This window comes from Bdellovibrio sp. ArHS (assembly GCF_000786105.1).
In the GTDB taxonomy this organism is placed as follows: Bacteria; Bdellovibrionota; Bdellovibrionia; order Bdellovibrionales; family Bdellovibrionaceae; genus Bdellovibrio.
Genome location: NZ_JTEV01000006.1, coordinates 24,599 through 37,221, shown reverse-complemented (window position 1 = coordinate 37,221; position 12,623 = coordinate 24,599). Strand labels below are relative to the sequence as shown.

The following is a 12,623-nucleotide window of genomic DNA, read 5'->3' as shown; positions in this document are numbered from 1 at the left end:
GATTTCTTTTGGGGATTCTTATTTTGAGACGTTGGCGCACATCAAAGTGTAGACAAATTTATTTGGGGACAATAAAAAGCCCCAGTGTCGGAGGGATGAACACTGGGGCTTTTGCGGCGGGATCTACTTCACGTACTGAATAATCGAGTCTTCTGCGAAGCGGACTTTTTTGAGATTTTGAAATGAGTCTTCGGGGTGTCGGTATCCTAAAGCAACAGTGGCAACGGATTTCCAGCCAGTCCCTTCCAGACCCAAGATCTGGTCATAGGCGGTGGGATCAAAGCCCTCCATCGGAGTCGCATCGATTTTTAGCATGGCGGCGGTTTCCAAGAGGAAGCCCATCGCGATGTAAGCCTGGCGTTGCGACCACACCCGAATTTTTTCATCGGGGGCTTTGGCTAAATTTTCAATCATCATATTTTTATAGCCATCCAAAGATGCCGAAGGCACCGCGCGGACCTCCGCGATACGATCGATGTACTTTTGAATATAAGCTTCATCGACTTCCTCTTTATAGAGAAACACGACATAGTGACTCGCCTCGGTCACCTGCGTCTGATTCCAAGAAACGGCCTTTAACTTTTCACGCAGATCCGGATTTTCAATGACCAGGAATTTCCAGGGTTGAATACCGTACGAAGAAGGCGCCAGTTGCAAAGAGTCCTTTAAAATGTCCCAATCCTTTGCCGAGATTTTTTTCGTGGGATCATATCGTTTTGTGGCATAACGCCAATCCAGGGCCTCTTTAATGGTTGTATGAGTCATATTTTCTCCTGCTCTGCTTAAATGTAACAGATATGAGCACAATATAGCGGGGGATGAGGTTAATTGCAACAATTAAACGCACATTTAGGGTGGCTGAAAACAGCTTTAAATGCTTTAAACATCTAAGTCCTTAAGATTGTTTATTTTTAGGGAATGGGTTAAGATCTCAACATGGTCGATCAAAGATTCTCTGTCTCAGTTCATATCATGACAGTCCTGGCTTATCATAAGGGCGAGCTGATGACGTCTGATCAATTAGCAAGTAGCATTCGCACGAATCCAACGGTGGTTCGCCGCTTGGTCTCCCGTCTGGTCGAAGCGGGACTTTTGGAATCCTTTAAAGGTAAATCCGGGGGGGTGAAGATCCTAAAATCTCCGAAAGAGATTTCATTGAAAGAGATCTACACTGCTGTTTGCGATAAAAAGCTGATCGCCACGCCTGACAAAGAACCGCTGAAACAATGCCTGGTTAGCTGCAACATGGGAAAACTCATGGATGAAGTGGCCAACGGCATAGAAAAAAACTCCATGGAGTATTTGTCAGGCATCCGTCTTTCCGATCTTTGCGGAAAAATCAAATAAGAGTTCAAGAGGTTCCTGTGACCCCTCATCATCTTCCTGAAACTATCACTGCGGACCGTGTAACTTTAAAGAAGCACAAAATGGAGCTGGCGGCGATGATGTTCCGTCACGTTGATGCCGATCGCGAGCGTCTGGGAAAATTTCTTCCTTGGGTCGCTTGGACGAAAGGCATCCACGACGAACGTGAATATATCGAGATGACTCATAAACAATGGACCGATTTCAAAATGTTCGACTATGGTATCTTCCTGAACGACGGGGATGTCTATGTGGGTAATGTCGGTGTGCATACCATCGCCTGGGAACACAATCGCTGTGAGCTTGGCTACTGGATTGTCGGTGGTCACGAGGGACAGGGCTATGTCAGCGAAGCGGTCAAAGCATTGGAAAAGGTTCTTTTTGAGGAAGGTTTTTTCCGCATCGAGATTCGCTGTTCAGGAGGAAACGAACGTTCGGCTTCAGTCGCTCTTCGCTGTGGCTATCTATTGGAAGGCCGTTTGCGTAAACACTGTATTGAAAACGGTCAAAGACGCGACACTCTTATTTATGCCAAATTAAAAAATGGGAATTGATCATATTGATGAACTTCATCGCAAAGCTTGCGAGGAAGGAAAAGACACTTATAAAGATCCGGAAACTGGTTATCTCGTATTCACGGAAATCTATCACCAACGTCGCGGTTCTTGTTGCAATTCAGGCTGCCGTCATTGTCCTTATAAAAGCGACGAACAAACAAAAAATAAGACAGCACATCTGAAGCCTGCTCATTAGCGAACGCATTTTTCAGCGATATAAATTTCCCGCCATATTCTTTGACAGAATCACAACAGACACTGACGAAAAAGTTTTCATAATCCGCGGGAATGTTGTTCTGGATTTGCGAACGTCGAAGAGTTCGACAATCCTGAATAAACAAAAACACAAGATTCTGTTTTTGAGGCATAGGACTTCCGTGAACCCCTGCTATTCTTGGTTGCAGGTGGGGTGCGTCTGTATGTCTTTTAATTACAACAAGAGTAAAGACCATAATTCGCAAGACAGTTTTTGGACGTCGTATTCGGACTTGTTCTTGGGTTTAAGCACGATCTTCCTGTTGCTTTATGTGACTGCGAGTTTACGTACGGGAACTGAAGGGTTGCGAAGTCAGATTGAGAATCAAAAGCTATCCATCAAAGTCGAAGAGCTGGAGCATCAATTGAAGATGTATGAATCAGTCAAGAACGATTATCTGGCTAATCAGGCCACGAAGGACGAAGCGCAAGAGTATCAGGAGCTTATGGATAAGCTCACTCTCTTGCAAGAAGACGCCAAGTCCGAAAAGGATCGCTTGGTGCAAGAGGCTTTGGAAAACGAAAAGAAAGTCAAAGCACTTAATAAGTACCAACAGATGGTGCGCAATGTTCTTAACGCCAATAAGATGGCGAAGTCTAAAATAGTCAATCGGGATGACTTGATTAAAGAACAAGACGTTGAAATTGAAACACAAGAAACGCAGATTGCCGATCTGAATAAGGATATTCAGGACAAAAAACAACTTATCGCTCAGGGCGAGCTTAAAATTCGTCAGACGCAGGCTGTGTTGCAGAAACGGGTGAACGATCTTCGCGCCGCTTACAAAATGAACAAGATCACGAAGAACTTGTTCGAACAAAAGATGGCGCAGGCGCGAGCTGAAAGTCAGCAAAAGGTGCAACAGCTGGCGCAAGTGAACGCTCAATATCAGTCCCAGCTGCAAGAGGCGACAACGCAGTTAGGCCAAGCTCAAGGGGAACTGACGAAAACCCAAGGACTTTTAGCTAAGAAAGAAGGAGAAGTGGCCGGTCTTAGTGGGCAATTGGCAGAAACCAAAGCCCAAGCGCAGGCACGCCTGGCCGCCGCCGAAGCCCGGGCCCAGGCCGAGCGTATGGCCGGAGCCCAAAGAGCCGCGGCCCTGCAAGGGGCTTTGCAGGAAACCCAAGGACAGCTGGCCAAGGCCAAGGCTGAAATTGAAGCGCGCAAAATGGTGGCCGGAGAAATTCAACGGGGTTTCGCCAAAGCGGGTGTGAAAGCCGACATTGATATGCAAACGGGGGATGTGGTTCTGGATTTCGGTCAAGCCTACTTCGATAGTGACTCGGACCGCCTGAAAGCGGAAATGAAGGGCGTGCTTGAAAAGGCCATGCCGATTTATTCGAAGTCTCTTTTTGGCAATCCCAAGGTCTCTGACAAGATTTCGGCGGTGGAAGTGATTGGCTTTGCCTCACCCACGTATCAGGGGCGTTTTATCGACCCGCAAAGTAGCAAACCCGAAGATAAAGCCGCAATCAAATACAACATGGATCTTAGCTATCGTCGCGCTAATTCCATTTTCAGCTATATGCTGGATCAACAGAATGTCTCGTTTGCACACCAAAAGGAACTTTTGGGTTTGATGAAGGTTTCGGGACGCAGCTTTCTTGAAGTGATGAAGGTGCAAAACAGAAATGTCGCGTCGGCGGCAGAGTTTTGTAAACAGAACGACTGCAAAAAAGCGCAGCGAGTGATCATTCGTTTTAGTATGGATCAAAAGAAATAGGGGTGGGTTGTGACGTCAAAAGCTTTAGCAGAGTATTTTATTATATTTCTACCATATGCGATGGGCGCCGTGTTCATGATCGGCTTTTTTTTCCGGGCCATGATTTATTACACCGTCCGTCGGCATGAGTGGTTTGCCAAAGAATTTGAAAAACGCGTGAATCATTTCATCGAAGGTGAAATTCCGGGAAAAGCCCAGAACGTTTCTTTTTATGTTCTTGCCAAGAAGCTTTTGGAAAGAACGTATTACGAGGTTTTTGAAATTCGTGATCGTATGAAGCGCCGTAAGCCAGACTCAATTATGGCGACAAGTGACCGTGTCTTTTTGGTCCGCCAAGGGTGTGCCTGGCTGGTGAAAGACATTTTAAAACAATTGAAGTTTTTAAAATGGAGCGAAGGCAATCCCAAACTCCTCAATATCACCAAAGCAACTTTGCAACATAATCCTTGTTTCAATCGTGTTTTTGGCGTGATCCCCATGGTCGGGTTGAATGATTTGATTTCTATTTTGCCGGGGCTTTTTGTGGTCGGCGGTATCTTAGGAACCTTTATCGGTATTGCGGGCGGTCTGCAAGAATTGGGAACCATGAATCTTCAGGATTTGGAGAGCACCAAAAATATCATGGACCGCTTCCTTCATGAGATCTCATTTGCAATGAAAACCTCGATCGTGGGTATTATTTTTTCTTTAATGTCCCATGTGACGAATGTGATTTTGTCACCGGAACGGGCGTACGTTTCCATGGTCGATCGTTTTGAAAGTGCATTGGATTTGTTGTGGTATCGCAGCGACAACAATAACTTTCCGGCACATGAAAAACCCTTTGACGAACATCGCGACGCCGTCGAAGCCTTAGCGGAAGACGCCCTGAATAAGGAAATTGGAAAGGCCGCGATCGCCCGGGGTGCTTAATTGAATAAGTTTATTGTCACAATCCAAAGGAAGGATCAGGTGCTCAGCCGAGAGGTGAACAAAGACTCGTTCACCATCGGCCGTTCTGTCGACTGTGATATCGCCCTCAACGATAATCATATCAGTCGAGTGCATCTGGTGGTCAGTCGTCGTTGGAACCAGATTTGGATTGAAGATAAAAATTCTTCCAATGGAACCTTTATTAATGGGACAAAGATTGTCCAGGGGACCCCGGTCAATGTGGTCCTTGCCGATAAAATCCAATTGGGGCGTTCCGAATATCTTCTGACCTTCGATCTGAATACCACTGAAATGGAAGAGCCTTTATCTTCGGAAGAAGTGGCTGTCAGCGAAGAACCGGTTCTTCCGGATACGGTGGCCATGCCGCCGCCCAATACTCCACAGTTTCAGGCTGAAAAGGTTTTGCACGAGGCCAAGCGCAAGGCCGCGCAAATTATTCTGGAAGGTGAAACGCAGGCAGAAAAGCGCGTTCAGGCAATCTATCAAAAAGCCCGAGAGGCCCAATCTCAGGCGGAATATTTTTATCAGACGCGAATGGCAGAAGCCCACAAAGAAGCCGATGCCATTTTGTCCGACTTTCAAAATCAGGGACGCCAATTATTGACCGAAGCCCGCAAGATGGCGCAAGAGCTGCGTGAAGAAGTCGACATGTATGTGCAGTCCTTGAAGGACAAGGCCAAGACAGATACTGAGGATCTTATTTCGGAAGCCACCTTGGCCGCAGAAAAGATGAAGAGTGAGGCTTTGGAAAGCGGTCGCCTGGCCGCGCAAAGTGAGGCCGATGGCTTGTTGCGGGGAGCCCGTGAAGAAGCCCAGCGTATTCTGGAATTTTCGCAGCTGCAGACTTCAGAAGTACAAGAAAAACTAAAGCTGAATCAAGAAGCGGTGCAGGTCTTGGCCAAGGAATTGATCGAAGTGGAGGACAAACTTCGCAATGCTCAGTCGGCTCTTGCAGACGCTGAACAAAAGAACTTTGAACTTGCAGAAAAGAGCTTCCTGGAAGAACAAAGAGCGGAAGCCGTGCTAAAAAGTGAAGCCCAGCGCTTGCAAGAGCTGCACGCCAGTGAAGAAGCCCGTATCCGAGAGCTTCTTCAACTTGAAGAGGCTAAAATGAATGAACTGAAAGCGGCCCAGCAGCAGTTTGCGCAAGATAAAAAAAAGCTGGAAGAAGCCAATCAAGCGCTTCAGGAAAAACAAGCGCATTTAAGTATGGATGTGCGTGACCTAGAAGCAAAGAAGTCACACTTGTTCAAAGAGTATGATGCGCAAAAAATATTTTTGAATGAAAAACTGGAAAAAGAAAAGTCCCAGATGGCTAAAAGCGAAGAAGAACGTCTGGAGGAAATGCGTCTTGAAATGTCCAAGCGTCTGCTTAAAATGGAACAGGATCTTCTTCATGATGTCATTCAAAAGAAGACCTCTTTGATAAAAGAGATTCATGCGGCAGTTGAAAAAGAGATTGTCTTGCTGATGGAGCCGACTCAGTGGCGCAATATTTCTGCAACAGTGGAAAATCATATTAAAGAGGCCATCGAAGAAAAAGTCGCCTCCTTGGCGCAGTCTTCCACGGTCCTGCAGGCAAAGCCGGTGGATTTGCTGAAGAAGCGCCAGTCCGAAAAGCTGCGTTGGGCCTCTGTGGGGCTTGCGATGGGGGCTTTGGTGTATTTCTTCAGTCAGGTGGTCATTGAAAAAATGTCCTCGGATCAGGCTCCGATGCAAAGTCTGGTTGCACAAGAAGCCAAAAAACGACAAGAGGATTTGGAAAAGCGTAAGTTCAATCCTCCACAGGCCGAAGAGATCAAAGACTCCTATACGGATGCCGTCATTTATACCCGAAACTATCCCGCAATTTATACGGATGAGCAGTTTCAGCAGAAACTCTATCGCGCAGCCTCGCAGTATCTTTTAAAAACTTGGCGTGTCGACGAGGATAAGTCGATTCAGGTGATTTCTACGGCCAACGCTTTAGTGAAAGAGCTGCACGAAAAACGCAGCAAAATCCATCCAGATTTTATCAAAGAGGGCATAGAAAAAATGCGGGTCTTGGAAAAAGAAAGCCTGGCGCGCATGAAAGAGGTTCTGGGATCTGAGGTTCGCGTAGAGTCTTTCAGACGCTTTGAACGAAACTTTTATAAAGAAGAAGTGCAGCGTCGTCGTATGGCGCAGCATTAATTTCTGCCGTGCCGCACCCGTTGGGGGCCTCGACAATATGTGTTTTCACAAATCATGATCTCGACCAATGACGGTATAAGAACACCACTGGTACAATTGTACCGTATATATAAACTTGATTAGGTGGCGTCTATTGAATCAAAATATCAGAAGCTGATGTTGAGAATCGCGGAAAACATAAAAAGAATCCGCAAGGCGAAAGGTCTATCTCAGCGTAAAATGGAAGATTTTGGCTTTGATCTCCGCAACTACCAGCGGTTAGAAGCGGGGGATCACTCGCCCAGTCTCTACACCCTTCACAAACTCGCCGTGGCTTTCCGGGTCGAGATATCTGAATTTTTTAAATAATATTTTTCAACCTGCTTAAGAATTTGAGGATCGCTCCGATAACCTCTGCGCATTACGGTATAAATACACCACTGGTGGAATTTGACCGTCTTCAAAAAATCTAAACTCAAGTAGGGGAAGAAAGTATGTTTGCGCGCTTCAGCTTAAAAGCTAAGATGATTTGGGCTTTTGTGGGAATATCCATGTTGCTATTGGTGGTCGGGGGTATTGGTTGGCAATCCAATCGGTCGGTGGTCGGTGTCTATAGTATTATCGCCAACCAGAACTTGCCAAATGTAAATAGCATTGGTCGAATTCGCTATCGTGCCCAAGAGCTGAATCGAACAATTCTTCGCGCAAGCTTGGCAAAAACTCCTCAGGAAGCGACAAAGTGGTACGACGAGTTTAAAGACTCTGTCGTCATTAATGACACCCTTACTAAAAAATATTTGGAAGTTCCGTTTCTTCCCAATGAAGAAGCGCTTTTTTCTAAAGTGGACGCCGCTTGGAAAAAGTTTGTCGAAGGTGGCGAGAAGCTGATGGCCGCGGCTCTTAAAGGAGACCAGGCTTCTGTCGACAAAATCTTGGATGGTGAAATTCCTCTGCTTCGTCGCAATCATGATGAGGCTCTTTCAGACCTTTTAGTTTTTCATGAAGAGGCCGTAAAGAATGCCAAGGTCCAGGCAGCGGAAACCACCGCGCGTGGTGAAACGATGGTAATAATTATGATTGCCGTTGGTTTTTTGGCGGCCACATCTGTGGGCTATATCTTTGCAACGTCTTTGGCCAAATCTTTGACTCGAATCAGTGGAGAAATTTCGAACTCTGCGGATCAGACATCGGCCTCGGGCACCCAGCTATCAGCGGCCAGCCAACAGTTGTCTTCAGGGTCCTCCGAGGCCGCGGCGTCTTTAGAAGAAACCGTGGCATCGATCGAGGAGCTTTCAAGTATGGTGAAGTTGAATGCGGATCATGCCAAAGAGGCCAATGCTTTATCACAGAAGTCCAGAGATTCTGCAGAGCATGGTGAAAGTGAGATCACCAAATTGATCGGCGCGATGGAAGAGATTGCCAAAGGTTCCAAACAAATCGAAGAAATCATCACCGTGATTGATGATATCGCTTTCCAGACAAATCTTTTGGCCCTCAATGCAGCGGTGGAAGCGGCTCGTGCGGGGGAACAAGGAAAAGGTTTTGCAGTGGTTGCCGAGGCAGTCAGAAATTTGGCGCAAAGAAGTGCCGCTGCCGCAAAAGACATCACATCTCTGATTCACGATAACGTGGCGAAGAGTGAAAACGGTGCTCGGGTTGCCAGCCAAAGTGGTACTGTTTTGAATGACATCGTTAATTCTGTGAAAAAAGTGGCAGATCTGAATAACGAAATTTCCGTGGCCAGCCAAGAGCAGGCCAGCGGTCTGGAGCAGATTTCCAAAGCCATGAATCAGTTGGACCAGGCGACCCAGGGCAACGCAGCTTCTTCAGAAGAGGTGGCGGCTTCTTCCGAGGAAATGTCAGCTCAGGCTGTGGCCTTGGCCGATTTGGTGATTGATTTACGCACGCTGGTTCAAGGTGTCGGAGCGGTAAATCGATCTTTATCTGCGTCCCATGCAAAAGCCTTTAAAACCTTCAAAGCTCCCGTAAAAATGGCAGCGGCTAAACGCAAAACTGAAATGGAAAATGTCCTTCCGTTGGAAGAACCCGCAGACCGCAAAGTCGGGAATGTTTCAGGATTCTAAGTTCTCTCCTGTTTTTAATGCTAGGCCGCAGCCAAAAGACGCGGCCTAGCTTTTAGATTCATCTAGTCTCCAAGATGAAAATGCGATAGAAAAGATGGTTTCATGAACCATCATAACGCAGACCGTTGGAGGATTTTATGATGTCAGCCGGACATGCACAACAAATCGAAATTCTATTTTACGTTGTAGGTCTTCTTCTTTTCGTTATTTTTGGCGTCATCATTCTAAATTTTTGGCGACGTTCGCGCGGCCCGTCCCAAGCACTTCCCCATGAAGCCAAAAAAGAAATGCCCCTTCCGACAGAGCCGACCGTGGAAGAGGAAAGAGAAGCCGTCTTGGCGCATGTGGATTCCACAGGCCAGATTGTCTCTGATCTCGAAGCTCCGTCCGTCGATTTAAAAGAAGCCTTAAGAAAAACGGAAGAGAATTTATTCGGTCGTATCCGCAGTCTTTTTAAAACCGACTCTGGTAAAGCCCATCTGGAAGAAATTGAAGAGATTCTTTACACCAGCGATTTAGGTCCAACAACGGTGCAAAGATTGATGGCGGCGTTAGAGGACAAACTTTCTAAAAAAGAGCGCGCCGATTACGACACGGTTCGCGCCGCTTTAAAAGAAGAAATCAAAAATATTTTCGCGGGTTCTCATTCGGGTTCACCAGATCAGGGTATTCTTGCAAAAATCAAACTTGCCGACAGTGGACCGACGGTTTTGATGATTGTCGGAGTGAATGGTGCAGGAAAAACCACTTCGATCGGGAAAATATCTTCTCAGTTGGCCAGTCAGGGTAAAAAAGTTTTAGTCGCGGCGGGTGACACATTCCGGGCGGCCGCTGGCGGTCAATTGAAGGTCTGGACGGACCGCGCCCAAGTCGAAATCTTTTCTCCAGAGGGAGTGACCGATCCCAGCGCCGTGGCCTTTGATGCCGTCGCGAAGGGAAAAGCACAAAACTATGATGTGGTGATTGTGGATACGGCGGGACGCCTGCACACGCAAGCCAACCTGATGGAAGAGATCAAAAAAATGAAGCGTGTGATGGCGAAGGTCATCCCCGAAGCTCCGCACGAAACTTTAATCGTTCTTGATGCCAACTCGGGTCAGAACGCCCTAATGCAAGCCAAAGAATTTCACAATGCGCTGACCTTGACGGGTGCGGTTCTGACTAAAATGGATGGAACGGCAAAGGGTGGCGTGGCCGTGGGTCTTGCGCAAGAACTGCAAATTCCAATCAAGCTGATCGGTGTTGGCGAAAGAATCCAGGATCTGCGCACCTTCTCGTCGCAAGAGTTTGTGGATTCTTTATTTCAGTAAACTGTGAAAAACGCCGCTCACTGAATTTGATCGGCGATCTCTTGAATTTTGTTCGAAGGATAAACATGAAAGCCCGGGTGAAAGTTTAGAATCGCGATGGCCATGGCTTTGGCGATATCCCGGGCCGTGATCGGCCGATATTTTTTCAGCGGTCCCACCAGAAGTGGTTTTAGAAGAGGACTGATTTTCTGTGCGATCTCTTCGCCGCGACGGTGTTCTTTGCGATCTCCTAAAATCAAAGAAGGTCTGAAGACTTCAATCTGAGGGATCTTTAACTGCCGCAATTCGTTTTCCATTTCACCTTTGACACGATTATAGAAAATGGCAGAGTTTGCATCGGCGCCCATCGCCGAAATGACCAGAAGCTTTTGTGCTCCGACTTTTTCAGCGATTTTAGCGAATTCAACCACATAGTCGTAATCGACCTGGCGGAACATTTCAGGACTGCCAGCTTTTTTGATCGTGCTGCCCAGGCAGCAGACGAAAATATCAGCTTTCAAAACTTCCGAATAGCTTGATAGTTTGTTGAAATCCAGAAGAATATTTTCAATTCCGACAGGCAGTCGTCCCAGCGGGGACCGGGTTATGGCCTTCACGGTGGAGATTTCATCCAGAATCCCTAAAAGCAAAAGGAGCTCGTGTCCCACGAGCCCCGATGCGCCAACCATACATACACTGGCAGGATAATTCATTTAGCGTCCTCCGACTCCATTTTCCTGTTCAGCTTGGTACTGAATCTCTGGAGGATTGTGCGCGCCCGTCGTTGCCAAGAACTCGGGGACTGAGTTTCTAAAGTCAGCAAGGCCACTTACTTTGATCACGCCTTTTGTACTTTGTGAATCTGGGTGAGAGTAATCAAGAAGGCGACCTTCGTCCACTAAGAAGTAGCCGCGGAAATTGGTTTTGCCAGCGTCTTCTTTTTTACCAGAATCAATTCTATAACGGTCACCACTTCTTCCAGACGCGGCTGTACGGGTATAGTTCAACGCCGTTGCGTTTGGATACTGATCATATTGATAGTTACCGGCTTCAATCAAATTGTAGTTTGTCACAACTGGAATGGCCTTGTCGATAATGGTTTTTGCGTCCGCAGTCAAACCGCCGCTTTGTTGCGCTCCATCTGTTAACAAGATGTAGTTCCAGTTTCCTGGGTTTTCATATTTATCCGCGTAACGTGGAAGTGGAGTGACTTTCTTTTTAAAGAAACCCGAAATAACTTCTTTTTCACGTGTCGATTCACGGGCGTAGATACGATAAATATCCGTACCCACAGGCAAGAAACTGCGCAAATACGCGATGGCGCGGTTTTCAAGGCGTGTACAGCCGGCAGAACCTGGGTTCGAGAAAAGATTCATCAGGAATCCACGAGTCAACTCGATGGACTCAGAGCCGTCTCGGCCCCAACCGATAGTTCCATGCAGCCACTGATAGTTCATTCCATTGATTTCGTCTGCAGGCGAAACTTTTGCGGCATACCAGCCGAAAGCTCCATAGATAGTTGTTCCGCCGCGACCGTCGTCGACCATCCATTTGCGGGAATTAACCAGCTTGGACACACCATCGGTTATGGCTTTAGGAATTGTTTTTAGATCCTGACCGGCGCGATACCAGTGAGGATAGTGAGCTTGGCCATCCTGATAGAATTTGATCCATTCAGAAATTTTCGCATGTCCCAGCCAGGTTTTAAATGCGTGAGGATCTTGTTTGGTTCCCTCTTCAGGGCGACCTACGACCATTTCCGTTTCGAGCACCAGTTTGTGAGGGCAGCTAGGCGTCTCAGTGCAGCGCTCGTAAACGCGGGTGATTTCCGTCGCCACGTTCTGAACGACGAAGTATTTGGATGCTGCTGTTAACAATTGTTTTTCAGAAAGATAGTCTTTCGAAACAAAAAGTTCAGGGGCCACATCGGCTTTGACGGTGGCGGATTTGATGATTTTAACCTGTACTAAAGGTGTTGCTTCATTCAGCAGATCATAGATTTCCACTTCGTCGTTGGTATTTAATTTACCCACGATGTTGTTGCCAGAAGTGGCGTTGCTGCTGCGCACGTTCAAATTGTCAGCCGAAATGAAGTAGCGCTGTCCCACTTTCAACTGCGACTTTTCTGTTCCCACTGCTGCCGCGTTGGCCGATTGGGTTTGCACACTCTGGGCTTGGGCTTGGCTGATCACCGGTGAGGTGGCGATTAAAACGCTTAAAACGGCCGAGCAGAGTCTGCGGCTTTTGAACTTTGTCATGAACGTC

General features: G+C 47.0%; 12 protein-coding genes. 9 read left to right on the top strand and 3 right to left on the bottom strand.

The features are described 5' to 3' along the window. Positions 1–123: 123 nt before the first annotated feature. Positions 124–765 carry an NAD(P)H-dependent oxidoreductase gene (locus OM95_RS03215; protein ID WP_041870233.1) on the bottom strand — a complete coding sequence of 214 codons (642 nt, stop codon included), beginning with the start codon at positions 763–765 and terminating at the stop codon, positions 124–126. Positions 766–936: 171 nt separating this feature from the next. Here OM95_RS03215 and OM95_RS03210 point away from each other — a divergent pair, with 171 nt between their 5' ends. From OM95_RS03210 to ftsY, 9 genes are all read left to right on the top strand, one after another. After that, positions 937–1,347 carry an Rrf2 family transcriptional regulator gene (locus tag OM95_RS03210; RefSeq protein ID WP_041870231.1) on the top strand — a complete coding sequence of 137 codons (411 nt, stop codon included), beginning with the start codon at positions 937–939 and terminating at the stop codon, positions 1,345–1,347. 17 nt (positions 1,348–1,364) lie between these two features. Further along, a complete protein-coding gene (locus OM95_RS03205) occupies positions 1,365–1,919 on the top strand; it encodes a GNAT family protein (protein ID WP_041870230.1) in 555 nt (184 codons plus the stop codon). Then, a complete protein-coding gene (locus OM95_RS17510) occupies positions 1,909–2,118 on the top strand; it encodes a DUF5522 domain-containing protein (protein ID WP_363228082.1) in 210 nt (69 codons plus the stop codon). The genes OM95_RS03205 and OM95_RS17510 overlap by 11 nt, the downstream gene beginning before the upstream one ends. Before the next feature lie 223 nt (positions 2,119–2,341). Beyond that, positions 2,342–3,901: a microtubule-binding protein gene (locus OM95_RS03195; RefSeq protein ID WP_041870226.1), complete on the top strand. Its 1,560-nt coding sequence runs from the start codon at positions 2,342–2,344 to the stop codon at positions 3,899–3,901. Positions 3,902–3,910: 9 nt separating this feature from the next. Further along, entirely contained in the window at positions 3,911–4,813 is a 903-nt protein-coding gene (locus OM95_RS03190; protein WP_291515498.1) for a hypothetical protein, read from the top strand. After that, complete coding sequence (locus OM95_RS03185; protein ID WP_041870222.1) at positions 4,814–7,006, top strand: FHA domain-containing protein; 2,193 nt, start codon at positions 4,814–4,816, stop codon at positions 7,004–7,006. Between the two features lie 123 nt (positions 7,007–7,129). Next, positions 7,130–7,354: a helix-turn-helix transcriptional regulator gene (locus OM95_RS03180; protein WP_291515497.1), complete on the top strand. Its 225-nt coding sequence runs from the start codon at positions 7,130–7,132 to the stop codon at positions 7,352–7,354. A 125-nt stretch (positions 7,355–7,479) separates the two neighbouring features. Further along, positions 7,480–9,069, top strand: coding sequence for a methyl-accepting chemotaxis protein (locus OM95_RS03175; protein ID WP_041870218.1), 1,590 nt, complete (start codon positions 7,480–7,482; stop codon positions 9,067–9,069). A 137-nt stretch (positions 9,070–9,206) separates the two neighbouring features. Beyond that, a complete protein-coding gene (ftsY, locus tag OM95_RS03170; protein WP_041870216.1) occupies positions 9,207–10,379 on the top strand; it encodes a signal recognition particle-docking protein FtsY in 1,173 nt (390 codons plus the stop codon). A 17-nt stretch (positions 10,380–10,396) separates the two neighbouring features. Here ftsY and OM95_RS03165 read toward each other — a convergent pair whose 3' ends face one another. Further along, on the bottom strand, positions 10,397–11,071 hold the full coding sequence (locus OM95_RS03165) for a nucleoside-diphosphate sugar epimerase (RefSeq protein WP_041870214.1): 675 nt from the start codon (positions 11,069–11,071) through the stop codon (positions 10,397–10,399). Beyond that, positions 11,072–12,616 (bottom strand): L,D-transpeptidase, encoded by a 1,545-nt coding sequence (locus OM95_RS03160; RefSeq protein ID WP_041870212.1) that lies wholly within the window; start codon positions 12,614–12,616, stop codon positions 11,072–11,074. It lies immediately after the preceding gene. Positions 12,617–12,623 lie beyond the last annotated feature (7 nt).